Annotated in this window: 18 protein-coding genes; 13 read left to right on the top strand and 5 right to left on the bottom strand. The window is 67.7% G+C overall.

Going from position 1 to position 20724, the window contains the following annotated elements; all coding sequences use genetic code 11:
- Window positions 1–16 precede the first annotated feature (16 nt).
- The 4 genes from xdhB to AB0P21_RS27100 form a co-directional block, all read right to left on the bottom strand.
- The gene (xdhB, locus tag AB0P21_RS27115; protein WP_363700019.1) at window positions 17–2365 is read right to left on the bottom strand and encodes a xanthine dehydrogenase molybdopterin binding subunit; all 2349 of its coding nucleotides are present in this window, start codon (window positions 2363–2365) and stop codon (window positions 17–19) included.
- A complete protein-coding gene (locus tag AB0P21_RS27110; RefSeq protein WP_363700018.1) occupies window positions 2362–3795 on the bottom strand; it encodes an FAD binding domain-containing protein in 1434 nt (477 codons plus the stop codon). The genes xdhB and AB0P21_RS27110 overlap by 4 nt, the downstream gene beginning before the upstream one ends.
- Window positions 3792–5714, bottom strand: a complete 1923-nt coding sequence (gene uraD, locus AB0P21_RS27105) for a 2-oxo-4-hydroxy-4-carboxy-5-ureidoimidazoline decarboxylase (RefSeq protein WP_363700017.1) — start codon at window positions 5712–5714, stop codon at window positions 3792–3794. Before uraD ends, AB0P21_RS27110 begins: the two co-directional genes overlap by 4 nt.
- A gap of 141 nt (window positions 5715–5855) precedes the next feature.
- Window positions 5856–7388 carry a helix-turn-helix domain-containing protein gene (locus tag AB0P21_RS27100; protein ID WP_363700016.1) on the bottom strand — a complete coding sequence of 511 codons (1533 nt, stop codon included), beginning with the start codon at window positions 7386–7388 and terminating at the stop codon, window positions 5856–5858.
- Window positions 7389–7599: 211 nt separating this feature from the next.
- Between AB0P21_RS27100 and AB0P21_RS27095 the strand changes: the two genes are divergently transcribed.
- From AB0P21_RS27095 to AB0P21_RS27035, 13 genes are all read left to right on the top strand, one after another.
- Complete coding sequence (locus tag AB0P21_RS27095) at window positions 7600–8403, top strand: TIM barrel protein (protein WP_363700015.1); 804 nt, start codon at window positions 7600–7602, stop codon at window positions 8401–8403.
- 9 nt (window positions 8404–8412) lie between these two features.
- A complete protein-coding gene (locus AB0P21_RS27090) occupies window positions 8413–9297 on the top strand; it encodes a 2-hydroxy-3-oxopropionate reductase (RefSeq protein WP_363700014.1) in 885 nt (294 codons plus the stop codon).
- Entirely contained in the window at window positions 9297–11030 is a 1734-nt protein-coding gene (gene gcl, locus AB0P21_RS27085; protein WP_363700013.1) for a glyoxylate carboligase, read from the top strand. The genes AB0P21_RS27090 and gcl overlap by 1 nt, the downstream gene beginning before the upstream one ends.
- Entirely contained in the window at window positions 11030–12220 is a 1191-nt protein-coding gene (locus AB0P21_RS27080) for a glycerate kinase (protein WP_363700011.1), read from the top strand. Before gcl ends, AB0P21_RS27080 begins: the two co-directional genes overlap by 1 nt.
- A 22-nt stretch (window positions 12221–12242) precedes the next feature.
- Window positions 12243–13577: an allantoinase AllB gene (gene allB, locus AB0P21_RS27075; RefSeq protein WP_363700010.1), complete on the top strand. Its 1335-nt coding sequence runs from the start codon at window positions 12243–12245 to the stop codon at window positions 13575–13577.
- Complete coding sequence (locus AB0P21_RS27070; RefSeq protein ID WP_363700009.1) at window positions 13574–14395, top strand: bifunctional allantoicase/(S)-ureidoglycine aminohydrolase; 822 nt, start codon at window positions 13574–13576, stop codon at window positions 14393–14395. Before allB ends, AB0P21_RS27070 begins: the two co-directional genes overlap by 4 nt.
- A gap of 96 nt (window positions 14396–14491) precedes the next feature.
- Window positions 14492–14689, top strand: coding sequence for a hypothetical protein (locus AB0P21_RS27065; protein ID WP_363700008.1), 198 nt, complete (start codon window positions 14492–14494; stop codon window positions 14687–14689).
- 7 nt (window positions 14690–14696) lie between these two features.
- Window positions 14697–15215, top strand: a complete 519-nt coding sequence (locus AB0P21_RS27060) for a DUF6879 family protein (RefSeq protein ID WP_363700007.1) — start codon at window positions 14697–14699, stop codon at window positions 15213–15215.
- The gene (locus tag AB0P21_RS27055) at window positions 15196–16047 is read left to right on the top strand and encodes a helix-turn-helix transcriptional regulator (RefSeq protein WP_363700006.1); all 852 of its coding nucleotides are present in this window, start codon (window positions 15196–15198) and stop codon (window positions 16045–16047) included. Before AB0P21_RS27060 ends, AB0P21_RS27055 begins: the two co-directional genes overlap by 20 nt.
- Window positions 16048–16102: 55 nt before the next feature.
- Window positions 16103–16471, top strand: a complete 369-nt coding sequence (locus AB0P21_RS27050; protein ID WP_363700005.1) for a hypothetical protein — start codon at window positions 16103–16105, stop codon at window positions 16469–16471.
- A 98-nt stretch (window positions 16472–16569) separates the two neighbouring features.
- The gene (locus AB0P21_RS27045; protein WP_363700004.1) at window positions 16570–16746 is read left to right on the top strand and encodes a hypothetical protein; all 177 of its coding nucleotides are present in this window, start codon (window positions 16570–16572) and stop codon (window positions 16744–16746) included.
- A gap of 98 nt (window positions 16747–16844) precedes the next feature.
- Complete coding sequence (locus AB0P21_RS27040) at window positions 16845–17903, top strand: hypothetical protein (RefSeq protein WP_363700003.1); 1059 nt, start codon at window positions 16845–16847, stop codon at window positions 17901–17903.
- A gap of 359 nt (window positions 17904–18262) precedes the next feature.
- A complete protein-coding gene (locus AB0P21_RS27035) occupies window positions 18263–19720 on the top strand; it encodes a glycosyltransferase 87 family protein (protein ID WP_363700002.1) in 1458 nt (485 codons plus the stop codon).
- Window positions 19721–19768: 48 nt separating this feature from the next.
- Here AB0P21_RS27035 and AB0P21_RS27030 read toward each other — a convergent pair whose 3' ends face one another.
- The gene (locus AB0P21_RS27030) at window positions 19769–20698 is read right to left on the bottom strand and encodes a threonine/serine dehydratase (RefSeq protein ID WP_363700001.1); all 930 of its coding nucleotides are present in this window, start codon (window positions 20696–20698) and stop codon (window positions 19769–19771) included.
- Between the last annotated feature and the right edge of the window lie 26 nt (window positions 20699–20724).

Here is a 20724-nt window from a genome sequence, read left to right as displayed (position 1 = left end):
CATTCCATGTCGGTCGTCACACTCCGCTCAGCTGATGGGAGGTGCGAGCGCTTTCGAGGGCCCAGTAGACGGCTTCCGGGGTGGCTGGGCAGCCGAGATCCACGGAGGTCCCAGCCGGACCGAAGGCTGCAGCGGCCTGACGGAGCGCTTCGCGGACGGAGAAGGCGAGCATCAGCGGCGGCTCGCCGACCGCCTTCGAGCCGTAGATCGCGCCGTCCTCATGCGCCTTCTCCAGCAGCCGGACGTTGAAGACCTCCGGCATCTCGGAGAAGCTCGGCAGCTTGTATGTGCTGGCCGCCTGCGTGGCCAGCCGGCCGCGGTTCGGCCCGTCGCTCTCGTCCCAGCGCAGGTCCTCCAGCGTCAGCCAGCCGGCGCCCTGGACGAAACCACCCTCGATCTGGCCGATGTCGATCAGCGGGCTGAGGCTGTCGCCGACGTCGTGCACGATGTCGACCTGCCGCAACGTGTAGGCGCCGGTGAAGCCGTCGACCTCGACCTCGGCCGCGGCAACGCCGTACGCGAAGTACTTGAAGGGTTCGCCGCGCATCGCGTTGGCGTCCCAGTGCAGTCCCTCGGTGCGGTAGAAGCCGGCCGCCCACAGCTGGACCCGCTGGAAGTAGCCGGCGCTGACGACCTCCTCCCAGGTCAGGCTCGGGCTGTCGAAGGTCAGGCCGTGGACCGTCCCGTCGACGAAGCGGACGTCCTGCGGCGGGATGCCGAGTTTGCCGCCGGCAACTTGTTCGAGACGTTCGCGGATCTGCTCGCAGGCGTTCTTGATCGCCGCGCCGTTGAGGTCGGCCCCTGAGCTGGCCGCTGTCGCCGAGGTGTTGGGCACCTTGTCGGTCCGGGTCGGCGCCAGCCGGACGCGAGCCAGCGGGACGCCGAGGGTGGTGGCCGCGACCTGCAGCATCTTGGTGTGCAGCCCCTGGCCCATCTCGGTACCGCCGTGGTTGATCAGCACCGAGCCGTCCTTGTAGACGTGCACCAGGGCACCGGCCTGGTTGAAGGCGGTGAGGTTGAACGAGATCCCGAACTTCACCGGCGTCATCGCCACCGCGCGCTTGGTGTTCACGTGGGTCGTGTTGAACTGCTCGATGTCCAGCTGACGCTGCGCGATGTCGCCGGTCGACAGCACTTCGCTCCAGCACGCCTCCAGCCGCTCGGCATGACGAACTGGCATCCCGTACGGCGCACTGTCCAGCGGCTGGTAGAGATTGCGCCGCCGCAGCTCCATCGCGTCGTACCCGAGCAGCGGTGCGCAGCGGCCGAGCAGGTCCTCGATCACGAGCATGCCCTGCGGCCCACCGAAGCCCCGGAAGGCTGTCTGAGAGGTCTTGTTCGTCTTGGCGATCCGGCCGTCGACGCGGACGTTGGGAATCGAGTACCCGTTGTCGATGTGGCACATCGCCCGGGCAAGCACCGGCTCGGACAGGTCTAGGCTCCAGCCGCCGTCGGCGGTCAGGGTCGCGTCGAGCGCGACCAGGTGCCCGTCGTCGTCGAAGCCGACCCGCCACTCGCTGTGGAAGCCGTGCCGCTTGCCCGACATCGTCATGTCCTGGGTGCGATTGAGCCGCAGCCGCACCGGCCGCCCGGTCAGCGTCGCGCCGAGGGCGGCGATCGCGGCGAAGCCGTGCGGCTGCATCTCCTTGCCGCCGAACCCGCCGCCCATCCGCAGGCACTGCACGGTCACCGCGTGGCTGGCGACACCGAGCACGTGCGCGACGATCTCCTGCGTCTCGGACGGATGCTGGGTGCTGCTCTGGACGAAGATCTGGCCGCCTTCGTCGATCAGCGCCAGCGCCGAGTGGGTCTCCAGGTAGAAGTGCTCCTGCCCGGCGAACTCGAACTCACCTTGGAACACATGAGGTGCCGACGCCAGTGCTGCCTCGACGTCGCCGCTCTCCAGATGCCGGCCGGTGCCCTGGAAGTTGCCTGCGGCAATTGCTTCGCGGACCGAGATGAGCGACGGCAGTTCGTCGTACTCGACCTCGACGGCTGTGGCGCCGAGTCGCGCTGCCTCCAGGGTCTCGCCGAGCACCCAGCAGATCGCGTGGCCGTGGAACATCGCTTCGGACGGGAACAGCGGCTCGTCGTGTTTGACTCCGGCGTCGTTGATCCCCGGCACGTCTTCGGCGGTCAGGACCCGGACAACCCCTGGTACGTCGTACGCGGGCTTGACGCGGAGCGCCACAATTCGCGCGTGGGCGTGGGGTGACTGGACGGGCCAGGCGTGCAGGATGCCATGGGTGCGGACCACGAGGTCGTCGGTGTAGAGCGCCTCGCCGGTGACGTGCAAAGCTGCGCTTTCGTGCGGCAACGGCAGGCCGACCGAGCCGTGCTCGGGACGTTGCGAGAGGTGGCTCATGCGCTGACTCCTTCCGCGGCGAGGTGTTGGGCGTAGAAGCGGAGCAGGGATTGGCCGAGCATCGCTGAGCGGTAGGAGGCGCTGGCGCGGTGATCGTCCATCGGGGTGCCCTCGGCCGCCAGTACTGCGGCTGCTTCGCGGACTGTTCGCTCGGTCCATGGTTGGCCGGTCAGCGCGTCCTCGGTGGCGCGGGCGCGCAGTGGGGTGGCGGCGACTCCGCCGAGGCCGATCCGGGCTTCGCGGACGGTGCCGTCGATCACCTCGACGCTGTAGCCGACAGCAACGCTGGAGATGTCGTCGAAGCGGCGTTTCGCGATCTTGTGGAAGGCGGTCATCGGTGCCAAGGGCAACGGGATGACGATGGTGCGGATCAGCTCGTCGGGCGCCTTGAGGGTCTCGCGGTAGCCGGTGAAGTAGTCGGCTAGCGCGATGGTCCGCTCGCCGCGGGTGGAGGCCAGGACGAGGGCGGCGTCGAGGGCGAGCAGTGCGGGCGGGGTGTCGCCGATGGGGGAGCCGGTGCCGAGGTTGCCGCCGATGGTGGCGCCGTTGCGGATCAGTCGTGAGGCGAACTGGGGGAAGAGTTGGGCGAGGAGGGGGATCCGTCCGGCCAGCCGGCGTTCGATCTCGGTGAGGGTGAGAGCGGCGCCGATCCGGACCTCGGTGGCTGTGAAGTCGAACTCCCGGAGCTCGTCGAGGCGGTCCACGGCGATGACGAGGGGTGGGCGGTTGCCGCGGATGTTGACCTCGACGCCGGCGTCGGTGGAGCCGGCTACCAGTCGTGCTTCTGGTCGCTCAGCTAGTACCTCTAGTACTTCGGTCAGACGGGCGGGGCGGAGGAACTCGTTGCCGTCGACAAGCAGTTGCGTGGTCGCCGGGGGAGGGGGTGGGGTGGAGCGGCGGGCGGCCAGGGTGTCGTCGGTGGGCGGCTCGCCGAGGGCGTAGGCGGCGTCGCGGATCGGGCGGTAGCCGGTGCAGCGGCAGAGATTGCCGCTCAGCGCATGAAGGTCGAAGCCATTCGGACCATGTTCGTGTTCGTGTTCTTCGGTTGCAGTGCGGGTGGGGCGGTAGTACTCCGCGGCCATGCTGCAGACGAAGCCCGGAGTACAGAAACCGCATTGGGAGCCGCCGCGGACCGCCATCTCCTGCTGTACCGGGTGCAGCGCGTTGCTCTTGCCGAGCCCCTCGGAGGTGACGATCTCCTGGCCGTCGAGGGAGGCGACCGGCAGCAGGCACGCGTTGACGGCGGTCCACTCGGTCGGGGTCTCGAGACCGGGGCGGGCGACGAGGACGGAGCAGGCGCCGCACTCGCCCTCGGCGCAGCCCTCCTTCGCGCCGGTCAGGCCGCGGTCGCGGAGCCAGTCCAGCACGGTGGTGTGGACGGGTACGCCGTCGAGGGTGGCGCTCTGGCCGTTCACCTTGATCGTGGTCATGGCTTGCTGCTCCAGCGGGTCCTCGCACTGTGGATGGGGTTCGCGTCGGAGAGGAAGTCGTCGAACCGGTAGCCGGCGATCTTCGCGATCTCCAGCAGGGCGGCGGCGTGCTCCTGGTTCTCGCAGTTGCCGAGCCGCTCGCGGCCCTGCTCGACGATCCGGTCGAACGACTCCGCGTCCCGGACCGAGATCACCAGCGGGAAGCCGAACCGTTCCTTGTACGCCGCGGTGATCGCGGCCAGCTCGTCGCGGTCGGGCTCGGCCAGGAAGGTCAGGCCGCGGGTCGCCTGGTCGCGCAGCGACGCCTCGCCGCTGAGGCCGTCGGCGACGAACTGCGAACCGAGCTGCGGGTAGGAGCCGATCAGCGAGCGCTGCTCCTCGGGCGAGCCGGAGAAGAGAGCCTCCTGGAACGACCGCCGCAGCGCGTGGGTGTCGGCGAACGGCCGCATCTCCCAGGCCCGCTCGACCATCCAGGTCGGGCCCTGGAACAGCTCGCCGAAGGTCTCCACGAACTCGGCTTTGGTCATCTTGTTGACCTGGTCGAGCCGGATCAGGCCGGCGCCCTTCGGCTGCCCGGCGACCGCGGGGCCGAAGTCCTTGCCGACGTGGTGGAAGAGCACGTTCAGCCCGATTGCGGTCAGGCTGCCGAGGGTGATGCCGCTGCCGAAGATGATCTCGGCCCAGTCCGGGACGGCCTGCGCGACCTGTGGCTGGGCGGTGACGTACATCGCCAGGCCGACGCTGGTCGCCACGATGACGACGTTGCGGTGGTCGTGGAAGTCGACCTTCGCCAGGGTCTGGAAGCCGACCACCGCGACGGTGGCGAACATCGCCAGCGCGGCGCCGCCCAGTACCGGGTGCGGGATGCCGGCCACGATCGCGCCCGCCTTGGGGACCAGGCCGAGCAGGATCATGATCGCCCCGGCCGTCGCCACCACCCAGCGGCTCTTCACCCGGGTGAGCCGGACCAAGCCGACGTTCTCGGCGAAGCACGTGTAGGGGAAGGAGTTGAAGATGCCGCCGATGGTGGTGGCCAGGCCGTCGGCCCGCAGCGCCCGGGCGATGTCGTCGCGGCTGATCCGCTTCTGCACGATCTCGCCGGTCGCGAACACGTCGCCGGTGGTCTCCACCGCGGTGATCAGCATGACGACGACCATCGAGATGATCGCGGCGATCGAGAACTTCGGCCAGCCGAAGTAGAAGGGTGTGGTGACCCCGGCCCAGGCCGCGTCGCCGACCGCGCCGAAGTGCGCGTCGCCGAAGGCCCAGGCGACCAGGGTGCCGACGACCAGACCGACCAGTACCGCGACGGTGGCCATGAAGCCCTTGAAGACCCGCTGGATCAGCACGATCAGGGCGAGCGTTCCGAGCGCGTAGGCGAGGTTCTTGCCGCTGGTCGGGTCCGAGGTCGGCCCGGCCCCGCCGGTGGCGTCCCCGGCGGCCACCGGCAGCAGCGCCAGACCGATGATCGTGATCACCGAGCCGGTGACGACGGGCGGGAAGAACCGGATCAGCCGGCTGAAGAACGGCGCGATGAAGAAGGTGGCGAGTCCGGCCACCAGGACGGCGCCGTAGATCACCAGCAGGCCGCTGGTCCCGCCACCGGCCGCCAGGCCGATCGCGATCATCGGCGAGACCGCCGTGAACGTCACGCCCTGCAGCAGTGGCAGCCGGACGCCGACCTTCCAGAAGCCGACCGACTGGATGATCGAGGCGATCCCGCAGGTGAACAGGTCGGCGTTGATCAGGTGCACCAGCTGCTCGGTGGTCAGCCCGATCGAGTTCGCCAGCAGGATCGGGACGATCACCGCGCCGGCGTAGAAGGCCAGCACGTGCTGGGTGCCGTACACGGCGAGCCGTCCAGGCGACAGCACCTCGTCGACGGGATGACGGGTGGCGCGGCTCGGTTTTGCCTTCATCTGGCACCTTCCAAGGGGTCGCGGCGGATCTGACCTGCACGACAGCTTGGGCCGAGACGAGGCGCCAGTGCACCCGATGAACCTCCGAACTTGGCGCGGTTCGGCGCGCCCGGTTTTGGAGGATCCTCCAAAAGAGCCGGGTCAGAGCGACTTGAGGGCGAGAAAGACGTCCACCCGGTCCTCGAACTGCGACAGATCGCGACCGGTCAGTTGCTCGATGCGTTCGATCCGGTACCGGACGGTGTTCACGTGCAGGTGCAGCGACTCCGCTGTGCGTGACCACGAGCCCGACCAGGTGAGGAACTCGTCCAGGGTGGCGATCAGGTCAGCTCGGGTCTTGCGATCGTGCTCGAGGACGGGCCCGAGTACCCGGTGCGCATAGGTACGCCGTACGTCGTCCGGGACCGTCGCGAGCAGCAGGACATGGGAGGCGACCTCGTCCGAGGTGACCACCGAAACGCGGCCTCTGCCGGCCTGGGCAGCGCGCTGGGCGAACCGGGCTTCCTCCAGTGCGCCGGTCAGCGCGTCGGCGGTGGTCTCGCCGCTGATGCCGACCGCGAGCCGGGCCTTGGCGAGACCGGGAGAGATGCGGCCGAACGCCTTACGGAGAAGGGCCGGCAGCTCGGGTGACGATGGCAGCAACGCGACCAGCAGTCCGTCTCGTCCGGTGGCGACCACGGCCGGTCCGACCGTCAGCGCGACGTCCTCGAGGACCGTCAGCGCGATCTCCAGCGGGCCGTCGTCCCGAAGCTCGGCCACCGCCACAGCCATCGGCCGATCGGAGTGCACGCCGGCCTGGCGTAGGCGGGTGGCGACCTCGGTCTGCGAGCCGCCGGACTCGACCAGGGCCAACGCGTCTGCAACCAGCGGCCGTAACGCGAGGCGGCCCTCGTCGCGGCGTACTCGGTCGAGGGCAGCGATCGCGCACAACTCCTGCAGGGCTTCGACATGAGCGCGGGACCACTGGGTGTGGTCGCCCTCGACGACCAGCAGCCAGGCGGTGAGCCGATTGCCCAGACCGGAACCGATCGGGAACAGGCTGTACGCCGTACCGGCCGCGTCGGCGACGGCAGGTGTGCGATCGGCGGTCAGGAACCGCCGGGTGATCGCGTCCAGGGTGTCGTCGTCGAGCGGCCCAGGCCCCGGTACTACGTGCCGCCCGGTGGACGTGATGACGCGGCAGTCGTGGCCGATCTCGGTGGAGATCCGGGCGGTGAGCTCGTCCAGACTGCGGCCGGAAGCCATCGCGGAGAGCAGCTGACGTTGACGAACCAGACTCGCGGACAACCGGGCGCCGGTGTCGGCCGACCCGGCAGCAGCGACGTACTCCGTGACGTCCGCGAAAGCGACCTCGGTCGGTACTTCGACCAGCGTGACCTGGTGGCGGCGGCAGGCCTCGATCAGGTCGTCGGGGATCCCGTTGAGCAGGGCGGCGCCGGCCAGGATCGTGGTCGCGCCACGCTCGGCGACCGAGGCCACGAAGGTCTCGCTGTCGGCCGCGCTGCGCCGCCAGACCAGACCGGTCAGGACCAGTTCGCCGCCGTTGAGGTAGTTGCCCGGTTCGAGCAGGTCGGTGGTGATCAGCCGGCCGATCGGACGGTCGTAGGCGCCGCGGGCCGCGTGCAGCAGGCGGAGTCGTAGTACCGGGGGTTCGAACAGCTCCGAGAGCAGCATCTGCGCCTCCTCTGGCCGGTGCGGGGATCCGACTGGTCCTTGGAGGAACGTACAACGCGAGCCCGCGCGCGCGAAGCAGCCGGCAGGGCGCCGGCCGGGCCCGTTCGGGCTTTGCGGTCAGCGCTTGACGGCTTCCTGGAGAGCATCCTATGGTCATTTCTGCATAGCAGAAGCAAGTTTCCACAATGCGGAATTACGAGAGAAGGATTTCATGAGCCACGCGCTGCGCCACGCCGTGAACTGCTCGATCCTGTTCACCGAGCTGCCGCTGCTGGAGCGCCCGGCGGCGGTCCGGGAGGCGGGTTTCGAGGCGGTCGAGTTCTGGTGGCCGTTCGCTGCGGCGGTGCCGTCCGATCGCGAGGCCGAGGCGTTCGTGAGCGCTGTTCAGGACGCCGGTGTGCAGCTGGTCGGGCTCAACTTCTTCGCCGGGGACATGCCGGCGGGGGATCGCGGGGTGGTGTCGTCACCGAAGCGGGCCGGTGAGTTCCGGGACAACGTCGAGGCCACGATCGGTATCGGTGAGCGGCTTGGATGCCGGGCGTTCAATGCGCTGTACGGCAACCGGGACGAAGACGCTTCGGACGAGCTGGCGGTCGAGAATCTCGGGCTGGCGGCTCGCGCTGCTGCTCGAATTGATGCGACGGTGCTGCTGGAGCCGGTGAGTGGAGCCGAGCGGTATCCGCTGCGGACCGCTGCCGACGTACTGGCCGTCATCGACCGGGTCCAGGTGCCGAATCTCGGGTTGCTCGCCGATCTCTACCACCTCGCGGTCAACGGCGACGACGTCGATCGGGTGATCGCCGAGCACACCGACCGGATCGCGCATGTGCAGATCGCCGACGCACCCGGCCGGAACGAGCCCGGTACCGGCACGCTCCCGCTCGATCGGCAGCTCGCCGCGCTCGAAAGCAACGGCTACGCCGGCTGGGTCGCGCTGGAGTACAAGCCGTCCACCACCACCAACGACAGCTTCGGCTGGCTGCCGCGCGAGCGTCGCGGCCTGCCTACTTCCTAGGAGACAGAGATGACCAACATCGCCTTCATCGGCCTCGGCATCATGGGCAACCCGATGGCCGTCCACCTCGCCAACGCCGGTCACGCCGTCGCGGGCTTCGATCACAATCCCGAGCGCTACGCGGCGCTGGCCGAGGCAGGTGGCCGGGGTGCGAGCTCGCTGGCCGATGCGGTCAAGGGTGCCGACGTGATCTGCGTGATGGTGCCCGATTCGCCGGACGTGCAGCAGGTGCTCAGTGCCGACGACGGGGTCTTCCAGCTGGCCGAGACCGGCACGCTGATCATCGATTTCTCGAGCATCCGGCCCGATGTCACCCAGCAGCTCGCCGAGCAGGCGCGGGCGATCGGCTTCCGGATGCTCGACGCGCCGGTCTCCGGTGGTGAGGCCGGTGCGAAGAACGCCGCGCTGTCGATCATGGTCGGCGGGGAGGCGGACGACTTCGCCATCGCCAAGCCGGTGTTCGATGCCGTCGGCAAGACTGTGGTGCACGTCGGGCCGAGTGGCTCGGGTCAGACCGTCAAGGCGGCTAACCAGTTGATCGTTGCCGCGAACATCCAGGCGGTAGCCGAAGCGCTGGTCTTCCTGGAGGCGTACGGCGTCGACACCGCGGCCGCGCTGGAGGTGCTCGGCGGCGGGCTGGCCGGGTCGGCGGTGCTTCAGCAGAAGAAGGCGAACATGCTGTCGCGGTCCTTCGAGCCTGGTTTCCGGATCGATCTGCACCACAAGGACATGGGCATCGTCACCGCTGCCGCTCGCGAGGCGGGCGTCGTCGTACCGCTCGGGGCGCTGGTCGCTCAGCTGGTGGCCTCGGCGCGGGCGAACGGTGATGGCGGGCTCGACCACTCTGCTCTGCTCCGCGGTGTGGAGCGGCTCTCCGGAAAGGCGACGGTCTGATGGCCCGCATGCGCGCGGTTGACGCCGCAGTACTGATTCTGGAGAAGGAAGGGGCGACGCAGGCCTTCGGGTTGCCGGGGGCCGCGATCAATCCCTTCTACAGCGCGATGAAGAAGCACGGTGGGATCAAGCACGTGCTGGCCCGCCACGTCGAGGCCGCCTCGCACATGGCGGAGGGCTACACCCGGGCCGCGGCGGGGAACATCGGGATCTGCGTCGGTACGTCGGGTCCCGCCGGCACCGACATGATCACCGGCCTGTACTCCGCTTCGGCCGACTCGATCCCGATCCTGTGCATCACCGGCCAGGCGCCGGTGGCGAAGCTGCACAAGGAGGATTTCCAGGCTGTCGACATCGCCGCGATCGCCAAGCCGGTGGCCAAGTGGACGGTGACGGTGATGGAGGCGGCGCAGGTGCCGGGGACGTTCCAGAAGGCGTTTCAGGTGATGCGGGAGGGGCGGCCCGGTCCGGTGCTCGTCGATCTGCCGATCGATGTCCAGCTGGCCGAGATCGACTTCGACATCGACACCTACGAGCCACTGCCGGTACTCCGCCCTGCCGCGACGCGGGCTCAGGCTGAGAAGGCTCTCGCGCTGCTCAACTTGGCGGAGCGGCCGTTGATCGTTGCGGGTGGTGGGGTGATCAATGCGGATGCCGCTGCTTTGCTGGTCGAGTTCGCCGAATTGGTCGGGGTGCCGGTGGTGCCGACGTTGATGGGTTGGGGTGTGATTCCGGACGACCATGCGTTGATGGCCGGGATGGTCGGGCTGCAGACCTCGCACCGGTACGGGAACGCGACGATGCTGGCGTCCGACTTCGTGCTCGGGATCGGGAATCGGTGGGCGAACCGGCACACCGGATCGGTCGCGAAGTACACCGAGGGGCGCACGATCGTGCACGTCGACATCGAGCCGACGCAGATCGGGCGGGTGCTGGCACCGTCGTACGGGATCGTGTCTGATGCCCGGGCCGCGCTGGAGATGTTCGTCGAGGTTGCCGGTGAGTGGGCTGCCGCGGGGAAGTTGGCCGACCGGTCGGCGTGGGTCGCGGAGTGTGCGGAGCGACGAGCGACCATGCTGCGGAAGACGCACTTCGACGAGGTGCCGATCAAGCCGCAGCGGGTCTACGAGGAGATGAATCGGGCGTTCGGTCCGGAGACGCGGTACGTGTCGACGATCGGGTTGTCGCAGATCCAGGCGGCGCAGATGTTGCATGTGTATCGGCCGCGGCATTGGATCAATGCTGGTCAGGCTGGGCCGCTGGGGTGGACGGTGCCGGCTGCGCTCGGGGTTGCTGTGGCTGACCCGGACGGTCTGGTCGTGGCGCTGTCCGGCGACTATGACTTCCAGTTCTTGATCGAGGAGCTGGCGGTGGGAGCGCAGTTCAATATTCCGTATATCCATGTGGTGGTGAACAACTCTTACCTCGGGCTGATCCGGCAGGCGCAGCGTGGGTTGGAGATGGACTACTGCGTGCAGTTGTCGTTCGAGAACATCAACAGTCCCGAGCTCAATGGGTACGGCGTTGATCATGTGAAGGTTGTCGAAGGGCTTGGCTGCAAGGCGGTTCGGGTGACCGATCCCGACGAGATCCTGCCGGCGCTGGAGAAGGCGAAGAGGTTGCTGGACGAGTTCCGGGTGCCGGTGGTGGTCGAGGTGATCCTGGAGCGCGTCACGAATGTTGCTATGGGCACCGAGATCGACGCGGTGACCGAGTTCGAGCCAGTCGCTTGATGGTGCGGGTGGTTGTTGCCTCGGACAAGTTCAAGGGGTCGCTGGGGAGTGCGGAGGTGGCGGCCGCGGTACGCGACGGCGTACTGCGGGCCCGGCCGGACGTGACAGTTGAATGGGTGCCGGTGGCTGATGGTGGGGACGGAACGCTGGCTGCTGCTGTGGCGGCCGGGTTCGAGTTGGTGCCGGTGGTGGCCTCCGGGCCAACCGGAGCGCCGGTGTGGAGCGGGTTTGCTCGGCTTGGTGACACGGCTGTTGTTGAGTTGGCTGATGTTTGTGGGTTGGTGCGGTTGCCGGGTGGGAGGTTTGCTCCGCTGAGCGCGTCGTCGCGGGGTGTGGGTGAGGTGGTGGCTGCGGCGGTCGATGCTGGGTGCAGGCGGGTGGTGCTTGGGGTTGGTGGGAGCGCGAGTACTGACGGTGGTACCGGGTTGGTGCGGGCGCTGGGGGCGCGGGTGCTGGATTCGCGGGGTGATGAGGTTGCCGAGGGTGGTGCTGGGCTGGTTGGTGCTGAGTCGCTGGAATTGGGTGGGCTGCGGGAGCGGCTGGCGGGGGTGGAGGTTGTGGTTGCTTGTGATGTGGACAATCCGCTGACCGGTGCGGCTGGGGCGGCGGTTGTGTATGGGCCGCAGAAGGGGGCCGGGGTGGTGGAGGTTGAGCTGCTTGACGCGGCTTTGGGGCGCTGGGCTGATCTTGTGGCACGGACGGTTGGGGGCGAGCTGGGCGGTCGGCGTGGGTCGGATCTGGGCGTCGAGCCTGCGTTGGACCTGGGCGTCGAGCCTGTGCGGGACCTTCGGGATGCGCCGGGAGCGGGGGCTGCTGGGGGAGTGGGGTTTGCGGCGCTCGCGTTGCTCGGCGCGGAGCTGCGGCCGGGGATCGAGCTGGTGCTTGAGCTCGCCGGGCTGCGGGAGCAGTTGCGGGGAGCTGACCTTCTCGTCACAGGGGAGGGCAGGCTCGACGAGCAGACTCTGCGGGGCAAGGCAGTGACCGGGGTTGCTGCGGCCGGCGCGGCAGGCGGCGTACCGGTGGTAGCTGTTTGTGGCACCAACACGCTCGACGCTGAGCAACTGCAGGCCGCCGGGATCGCCCGGGCGTACGCGCTGACCGATCTTGAGCCGGACGTACAGCGCTGTATTGCAGATCCGACCCCGTTGCTGCGATCGCTCGGTGAACAGATCGCGGCCGACCTACGATGAGCACAACGGAGAGGGGCGTCGTATGACCGCGCTGGATCTCGTCATCCGGGCCCGCCGGATCGTCAGTACCGCGGGTGTGGTGCCTGGGGTGGTGGGGGTCAAGGACGGCCGGATCGTGGCTCTCGAGCCCTACGACTCAGACCTGGTCGGTATTGAACTGGCCGACGACGAAGTGCTGATGCCAGGCGTGGTGGACTCGCACGTCCACGTCAACGATCCCGGGCGCACCGACTGGGAAGGGTTCACCAGCGCCACTCGCGCGGCCGCCGCGGGCGGGGTCACCACGATCGTCGACATGCCGCTCAACAGCATCCCGCCGACCTGCGACGTCCCGGCGCTGGAGGTCAAGCGCAAGACCGCGCTCAGCCAGGCGTACGTCGACGTCGGGTTCTGGGGCGGCGCGATCCCCGAGAACGTCGCCCAGTTGCGGCCATTGCACGAGGCCGGGGTGTTCGGCTTCAAGTGCTTCCTGCTGCACTCGGGGGTCGACGAGTTTCCGCCGCTGGACCAGGCGGGGGTCGAGGCGGCGATGCGCGAGATCAGTTCGTTCGACGGGCTGCTGATCGTGCATGCCGAGGACGCGCATCGGATCGACAATGCGCCGGCGCCGGACGGGACGAGCTACCAGCGATTCCTGGGGTCCCGGCCGCGCGAGGCGGAGAACGCAGCTGTTGCCCAGGTCATCGAGTTGGCCCGGCGTACTGGTTGCCGGGTGCACATATTGCACGTGTCGAGCGCGGAGGTCCTGCCGATGCTGGCGCAGGCGCGCGCGGGCGGAGTACGGATCAGTGCGGAGACCTGCCCGCATTACCTGACGTTTGCGGCCGAGGAGATTCCGGACGGCGGTACGCAGTACAAGTGTTGCCCGCCGATCCGCGAGGCCGCCAACCAGGAGCTGCTCTGGGAAGGCTTGCGAGACGGCGTGATCGATCTGGTGGTGTCGGATCATTCGCCGTCGACCGCGGATCTCAAGCTGCTCGACACTGGAGACTTCGGCGCGGCCTGGGGCGGGATCGCCTCGCTGCAGGTCGGCTTGTCGGCAGTGTGGACCGGGGCACGCGAGCGTGGCTTCACCCTGGTCGACGTCGCTCGCTGGATGTGCCAGGCGCCGGCCGCTCAAGTTGGGCTGCCGCACAAGGGCAGCATCGCGATCGGCTTCGACGCCGACTTCTCCGTCCTGGCGCCCGACGAGCAGTTCGTCGTGGACGCCGACGCGCTGCACCACAAGAACAACATCACGCCGTACGCCGGACGCTCGCTGACCGGAGTGGTCCGCAGTACCTGGCTGCGCGGCCGACCCATCGACATCTTCACCGAGCCGCGAGGCCGGTTGCTATCCCGAGGAGCCGACGCATGACCTACTACTCCCCGCAAGGCGGCCTGCCCGCCCAGACCGAGCTGACCACCGACCGCGCCGTCTTCACCGAGGCGTACGCCGTACTGCCGCGCGGCACGATGCGCGACATCGTCACCAGCCAGCTCCCGTTCTGGGAGAACACCCGGCTGTGGGTGATCGCGCGTCCGCTGTCGGGGTTCGCCGAGACGTTCTCGCAGTACATCGTCGAGGTCTCGCCCGGCGGCGGCAGCGACAAGCCGGAGACGGACCCCGGGGCCGAGGCGGTGCTGTTCGTCGTCTCCGGCGACCTGGTCCTCACCGTCGGCGGCGAGAAGCACGACCTGGCCCCCGGCGGCTACGCGTTCCTCCCACCCGGCGCCGACTGGACGCTCCGCAACACCACCGACCGTGTGGCGACCTTCCACTTCGTCCGCAAGGCCTACGAGCCGGTCGAAGGCATCGAGACGCCACCTGCGTTCGTCACCCACGAGTCCGACGTTGAAGCCATCGAAATGCCCGGCACCGAAGGCCGCTGGCGCACCCAACGCTTCGTCGACCCCCTCGACGTCCGGCACGACTTCCACGTCAACATCGTCACCTTCGAGCCCGGCGGAGTGATCCCGTTCCCCGAGACCCACGTGATGGAACACGGCATCTACATCCTCGAAGGCAAGGCGGTGTATTTGTTGAACAAGGACTGGGTCGAGGTCCAGGCCGGCGACTTCCTGTGGCTACGAGCTTTCTGCCCGCAGGCTTGCTATGCGGGCGGACCTACGCCGTTCCGCTACCTGATCTACAAGGACGTCAACCGCCACGCAAAGCTGCCCCGGCTGAGCTGAGCTCGCAACATCGCGCAACACCTCTTGACCGCAACCATGCTGCAAGCAGAGGGTGATCATGAGCAACAGAACGTAATCACCTAGCAGGAGGTCTCCATGCGTCTCACGCTCGTCGCCGGTGATCCCGAGTCGATTCCCGACAACTCGCCGACCCTCTACAAGACCGACCGCGGCAGTTGGGTCGTACAAGGTTGGGTAGTCACCGATCCCGACGCACTGAGCGCGCTCAACGTGCCCGAGGGCGAGACGGTCGTCGAGATTCCCGACCGAATGATCCCGTTCTTCACCGCGTAGGAGGATCGTGCAGGAAGTCACCTACAGCGAGTTCCAAGAGCTGACCGCGTCGATCAAGCGAAGCGCCGTGCACCTTGAAACTCGGGACGCCTATGGCACCGAGACCGAACTCCCGCACATGGCCAAGTGGGCAGCAGGCGAGCCGGACGATCTGGACTGGCTGCGAGGGTGGTGCGACAAAGTGCGGGGCCACGTTCAGCAAGGCCGGACCGTACGCCGGGCCAAGATCGTCTCGGAGCCACTGAGCGACTACCAGCGCTGGGCGCACACTCTGATCGGGCCGATGGTCGACGCAGGTGAGGACATTCGCTGGGTACCGCGCCGATCGGTGTCGTCCATCTGCATTCCCGGCAACGACTTCTACGTGCTCGATGACGAGTCGGTCGTCTTCATGCACTACGCCGGCTCAGGACTGAACAACGCCCTCACGCTGTCCACCGATCCGGCGGACGTCGACCGGTGTCGCACTGCCTTCGAACAGGTGTGGGCGATGTCCGTGCCGCATCGTGAATACCAGCCCGAATAGCGCCGCAAAGAAGGCGCAGGAAGCTCTCGGCCGGCGCCTTCGGACGCTGCGTCTCGATGCCGGTCTGACCGCTCGTCAATTGGCGGCCGCGACGGCTTGGCATTTCACGCGAATCAGCAAGATCGAGAACGGCGTCCAGCGGCCCACCGACTCCGACATTCGTACGTGGTGTGCTGAGTGTTCCGCGCCGGGCGAGGCTGCCGATCTGATCGCTCAGGCGCGCTCGATCGAATCGATGTACCTGGAGTTTCGCCATCGGACTCGTACCGGCTTGAAGCAGTTGATGCGTTCACCAGTTCCGCTCTATGAGCGCACCACCCAGTTCCGCATCTACGAGCACAATGTCATGCCCGGCCTTTTCCAGACCGCCGGCTACATCCGGGCGATGCTGCCGTTCTGGTTCAATTTCCTCGGAGTGGCACGCGACGATCTCGATCAGTCGGTCGCTGCCCGACTGGACCGGCAGTCCGCTCTGTACGACGGCGCGAAGACCTTCTCCGTCGTCCTCGAGGAGGCTTGCCTGCGAACCACGCTGGGAGACGCCGAGGTGCTGCGCGGGCAACTCGACCGTCTGCTTTCGATCATGAGCCTGCCGAATGTTGCGTTAGGCATCGTTCCGGCAATGACGCCTCGGGACGTCATCGGATCGGCGGGCTTCTGGATCTTCGACGACACGCTGGTGAAGTTGGAGACGCCGACCGCGAGCATCGAGGTCTCGCAACCTCAGGAGATCGACTTGTACGTCAGAATGTTCGACCACCTTCGAGGATCGGCCGTTTACGGCCATGACGCGCGCCGGCTGATCCTCAACGTGATCGACGAAGTGAGTTAGCAACCTGCCGCAACTCGATAGCAGCCAGGTGTACGCCCTCAATACGGTCGAACACATGAGTCCCGATGGTGAGCCGAAAGCCGAGCGTCAGCGGGCGTACGCATACTTGCGAAAGCACCTCCTGATGGTCGACTCGGAGTTGAGTCGCGCCGAGGAACGTCTTGCGTACTTTGCCGAGGCGACCGGTCTCGAACTCGCTGCCGTGTTCGTCGAGGACATCGAGACGGCTCCTGCCGCTTTCGAGCGGTTCATCCGGGCGGTCGTCCTCGACAAGGTCGAGGTCGTTCTTCTTCCCAGCCTGCTACACCTCGCCGTCCTCGGCGCTCCTACCCACATCAAGGACAACTTCGAGGCCGCGACGGGAGCCAAGGTCCTCACGACCCTTGACGCGGTCTCCTACGAACCCGGCGAGGCGGTGTCTTGATCCCTGTATCAGCGCCGCCTCGCCGTTCCACTCCGGAACAAAGTCGCGCTGCGGAGCGTCTATCTGCCACCAGACTTGTTCTCTCCGGAGGAGCGCCGATGACCGATCCCATGCCCGCCAAGCAGGAAGAGCCGGCGGCCGAGAAGTACAAGCACCTGCCGGCCGCGGTGAGGCTCGAGGACACCATCGCTACTCACGACCCTGATGCGCCTGCTGACCCCACTCTGGGTCGGGACCCAGAGACGGAGTTCTTGCTTCGTCACGGCGGCGGCTGAGCTGCGGAAGGCTGGTCGCGACGCCGGCTTCGCCCTCTCGGCAGTCATCCTGGTACTGCGGTGGGTGAAGGCCGCGGATGATCCAGTAGAGGAGAACCATGCCCGGTGACGGCGTCCAGGAGCTGTTGGTACCAAGCGATCTAGGCGTGGTTGTCGATCTCGCGCCGGTGGAAGATCGTGGCCGGCCCGTGTGGCTGGTGCTGGCGGAGGACGGCAGGATCAGCCGATGGGACCTCGGTACCGGCGAACACGAGCTGGTCGGGATCACCACCGTTGCGCCGGAGCCCGATCACGACCCTTGGCCTGACAAGGAGCTTCGCAGGCATCTCCATGCGTCTGGCAACGGCGCGTTCGCGGCGGTGGTCAACGACTACGGCCACTTCGGCGAGGTGCTCGATCTGCGGGCGGGCGAGGTCACGATGGTGCTGGAGAATGAGCACAACGATCTCGAGACAGTGCCGTTCTCGCTGGCCTTCGGGCGGAGCCACGGGCGGGACGTCGTCATCCACCGCACCGAGTGGAACCGGCTGGACGTCTCCGATCCACAGACCGGGAAGCTGCTCACCGACCGACCGAGTCGGGTGTACGACGGTAGCGAGGTGACGCCGGAACATGACCTCGACTACTTCCACGGCGCTTTGTACGTGAGCCCCGACAGTCGCTGGGTGCTCGATGACGGCTGGGTCTGGCATCCGATCGGGTTCCCGGCAGTCTGGGATCTCGAACGCTGGATCGGGAACAACGTGTGGGAATCCGAGGACGGTCCGACCAGGGTCGAGCTGTGCGATCGGGAGTACTACTGGGATCACCCGATGGTCTGGATCGACTCGGTCAGGGTGGCCGTCGAAGGGGTCGGCATCTCCGACCTCAGTATGCGGCCCGGCGCTCGGATCTTCGACGTCAGCCAGCGGGGTCTGCAGGAGGGCTGGAAGGTGCCGTCGCCCGCCGAAGTCCTGACGTTCGAAGGTCCGGCCGGCCGCTTCTTCAGCGACGGCACCAGTCTGTTCAGTTCGGCCGAGGCCGGCTTGTCGGTGTGGGAGCTTACTGAAGGGAAGCTGGTCGACGAGGTCCCGGGGTTTGTGCCGACTCACCATCACCGCGCGGCTGGGCAGTTCCTGCAGCTCGCTGACGGGGCGGTCCACACGTTGAGGCGGTAGTGCGGTAGAAGACAGCCCGCACCCGGGCACCCACCCGCGACGTAGGAGCGGCACCAAGGGTGGGTGGGAGCGCCCAGAGCTGGGAGCGACGGAGGAGCGAGCGGCGGCGGGTGCGCGGGCGCAGTACGCGCGGCCCACGGTAGAAGACAGCCCGCACCCGGGCACCCGCCCGCGACGGAGGAGCGGCACCAAGGGTGGGTGGGAGCATCCGGAGCTGGGAGCGACGCAGGAGCGAGCGGCGGAGGAGCGAGCGGCGGAGGACGCGCGGGCGTAGTACCGGACCGGATGACGCATTAGGGAGGGCAACCTGGGTAACCTGGCGGGCGCCGCCTGCCAGGCGGTCGAGCGGATAGGAGACGATGGCCACCGTGACGCCACCACGTGCCCAGGACTCACAGCCACGCCGGCCTGAGGTCGAACCGGCGGTTGCGGGGCTCACTGTGGGCCTCGGGGGTCCCTCCGGCAGGCTTGCCCGGCTCAGTTCGTCCTGGTGGACGCCGTTGCGGATCGCGCTGGCGGTGTGCACGATCACGTTCGCGCTCGGAGTACTGCAGAAGGCGCCGTGTATGGACGCCGGCTGGGATCGGCAGAGCTGGCGGCCGTTCAAGGCGCTGTGCTACTCCGACATCGGCTACCTGTACCAGGAGCGCGGTTTCGCCGAGGGCAACCGGCCGTTCCTCGACACCGGCAACTACCCGGTGCTGGAGTACCCGGTGCTGACCGGTGGCTTCATGGAAGTCGCGGCGCAGATCACCTGGGTGATCACCGGTGACCCGAAGCAGGACATCACGGCTGAGCAGAAGCGCGACACGGCCGGCGTCTTCTTCGTGGTCAACGTCGCGCTGCTCTTCCTCTGCACCCTGCTGCTGGTCGGCCTCACGATGGCCACCGCACGAGGAGTCTCGAAGCTGCCAGGCGGGGCCCGTGGGCAGCCGATGGTTGCCCTGTACGTCGCTGCCGCGCCGGTGCTCGCCTTCACCTCCACGATCAACTGGGACTTGTTCGCCGTCGTCCTGACGGCGGGCGCGATGTGGGCGTGGTCGCGGGGCAAACCGATCTGGTTCGGCATCCTGCTCGGGTTGGGTACGGCCGCCAAGTTCTACCCGTTCCTGCTGCTCGGCCCCCTGCTGATCGTCTGCCTGCGCGGCCGCAAGCTGTGGCAGTGGTTCCTCGCTGTCGTGGCCACCGCGTTCAGCTGGGGGCTGGTCAACGCGCCCATCTACCTGCTGGCCAAGAACGAGTGGCTGTCGTTCTGGGTGTTCAACGACGAGCGGGAGAGCGACTACGGCTCGATCTGGTACGTGCTGAAGCTCGCCAAGCACGAGGTCGCCGACGTCAACCAGCTGAACATCGTGATCTTCGCCGGGCTCTGCCTGTCGATCGCCATCCTCGGGCTGATGGCACCGCGGCCGCCGCGGTTCGCGCAACTGGCGTTCCTGGTGGTCGCCGCGTTCCTGCTGGTCAACAAGGTGTACTCACCGCAGTACGTGCTCTGGCTGCTGCCGCTGGTCGCGCTGGCCCGGCCGAAGCTGCGGGACTGGCTGATCTGGCAGGCGTGTGAGTCGTTCTACTGGATGATGGTCTGGCTGCACCTGGCCCAGTTCCTGGCGCCCGGAGCGCCTGACGAGCCGGACAAGATCTACTGGCTCTCCGTCGTACTGCGAATGGCAGGCACGCTGTGGCTGATGCTGGTCGTCGCCCGCGACATCCTGCTGCCGGAGAACGATCCGGTCAGGCAGGGCGACCTGGTCAACGACCCGGGTGACGGCGTCATCTCGGATCTGCCACCCCGAAGACTCGATCCAGCACACGTGTAGCCGGGGACGGCGCGCCTCCACCCGGTACGGCGGGCTACGCCGTACCGGTCAGAGAGCCAGCTTCCCGACGTCCAGATTGCCGCCGCTGACTACGGCGGCAGTCAGGCCGTTCAGCTCGACCTTGCCCTCCAGCAACGCGGCGAACGGCGCCGCCGCCGCAGGCTCCACCGCGAGCTTGGTACGGGACATCACGAGCTTCGTCGCCTCGATCAGCGCGGCCTCGCTCACCCGCACCACCTCATCGACGTACTGCGTGATGATCGCGAAGTTCTCCGTCCCACAAACCGGCGCAGCCAGCCCGTCGGCCACACTCCGCGCCGTCGGCAACTTCTGCGGCGAACCAGCCGCCAGACTGCGACTGACTACGTCAGCAGTCTCCGGCTCGATCCCGATCACCCGGATGCCAGGCCTGAGCAGCTTGACCGCGAGCGCGACCCCCGAGATCAGCCCGCCACCCCCGACCGGCACGAGCACCGTGTCGAGGTCCGGTCGATCTTCGAGCAACTCCAGCCCGAGACTGCCATGCCCGGTGATCACGTCGAGATCGTCGAACGGATGCACCCCGGTCAGCTTCCGCTCGTCCCGGATCGACTCGTACGCCCCGATCAGATCGCCCTCGACCAGCTCCACCTGAGCGCCGTACGCACGAGCCGCCGCGATCTTGGCCGGTACTGCGGTCTTCGCCATCACCACGGTCGCCGGCACGCCGGCATCGCGCGCCGCCCAGGCGAGGGCTCCGGCCGCGTTGCCCGCCGAGACGGTCACGACCCCGCGCGCACGCTCCTCGGCGGTCAGCTTGAGCGTCTTGGTGAGCAGGCCGCGGACCTTGAAGCTCCCGGTCTTCTGGAACAGCTCCGCCTTGAGCGTCAGCCGCCCGCCGAACTGCTCGTCGAGCGCCGACGACTCGATCATCGGGGTGCGATGGATCCGCCCCCGGAGCCCGGCGGCGGCGCGGCGAATGTCCTCGAGACTCGGCATGAACCAGACAGTAGCGACCGCGGGAA

Origin of the sequence: Kribbella sp. NPDC056861 (assembly GCF_040687575.1) — a bacterium.
In the GTDB taxonomy this organism is placed as follows: Bacteria; Actinomycetota; Actinomycetes; order Propionibacteriales; family Kribbellaceae; genus Kribbella.
The sequence above is the reverse complement of the archived record's forward strand: the minus strand, read 5'-3'. Positions and strand labels throughout refer to the sequence as shown.

What these genes read in the sequence shown, in the direction of transcription:
- xdhB (WP_363700019.1), bottom strand. Translation starts at nt 2,365, where the DNA reads ATGAGCCACCTCTCGCAACGTCCCGAGCACGGCTCGGTCGGCCTGCCG.
- AB0P21_RS27110 (WP_363700018.1), bottom strand. Translation starts at nt 3,795, where the DNA reads ATGACCACGATCAAGGTGAACGGCCAGAGCGCCACCCTCGACGGCGTA.
- uraD (WP_363700017.1), bottom strand. Translation starts at nt 5,714, where the DNA reads ATGAAGGCAAAACCGAGCCGCGCCACCCGTCATCCCGTCGACGAGGTG.
- AB0P21_RS27100 (WP_363700016.1), bottom strand. Translation starts at nt 7,388, where the DNA reads ATGCTGCTCTCGGAGCTGTTCGAACCCCCGGTACTACGACTCCGCCTG.
- AB0P21_RS27095 (WP_363700015.1), top strand. Translation starts at nt 7,600, where the DNA reads ATGAGCCACGCGCTGCGCCACGCCGTGAACTGCTCGATCCTGTTCACC.
- AB0P21_RS27090 (WP_363700014.1), top strand. Translation starts at nt 8,413, where the DNA reads ATGACCAACATCGCCTTCATCGGCCTCGGCATCATGGGCAACCCGATG.
- gcl (WP_363700013.1), top strand. Translation starts at nt 9,297, where the DNA reads ATGGCCCGCATGCGCGCGGTTGACGCCGCAGTACTGATTCTGGAGAAG.
- AB0P21_RS27080 (WP_363700011.1), top strand. Translation starts at nt 11,030, where the DNA reads ATGGTGCGGGTGGTTGTTGCCTCGGACAAGTTCAAGGGGTCGCTGGGG.
- allB (WP_363700010.1), top strand. Translation starts at nt 12,243, where the DNA reads ATGACCGCGCTGGATCTCGTCATCCGGGCCCGCCGGATCGTCAGTACC.
- AB0P21_RS27070 (WP_363700009.1), top strand. Translation starts at nt 13,574, where the DNA reads ATGACCTACTACTCCCCGCAAGGCGGCCTGCCCGCCCAGACCGAGCTG.
- AB0P21_RS27065 (WP_363700008.1), top strand. Translation starts at nt 14,492, where the DNA reads ATGCGTCTCACGCTCGTCGCCGGTGATCCCGAGTCGATTCCCGACAAC.
- AB0P21_RS27050 (WP_363700005.1), top strand. Translation starts at nt 16,103, where the DNA reads ATGAGTCCCGATGGTGAGCCGAAAGCCGAGCGTCAGCGGGCGTACGCA.
- AB0P21_RS27045 (WP_363700004.1), top strand. Translation starts at nt 16,570, where the DNA reads ATGACCGATCCCATGCCCGCCAAGCAGGAAGAGCCGGCGGCCGAGAAG.
- AB0P21_RS27040 (WP_363700003.1), top strand. Translation starts at nt 16,845, where the DNA reads ATGCCCGGTGACGGCGTCCAGGAGCTGTTGGTACCAAGCGATCTAGGC.
- AB0P21_RS27035 (WP_363700002.1), top strand. Translation starts at nt 18,263, where the DNA reads ATGGCCACCGTGACGCCACCACGTGCCCAGGACTCACAGCCACGCCGG.
- AB0P21_RS27030 (WP_363700001.1), bottom strand. Translation starts at nt 20,698, where the DNA reads ATGCCGAGTCTCGAGGACATTCGCCGCGCCGCCGCCGGGCTCCGGGGG.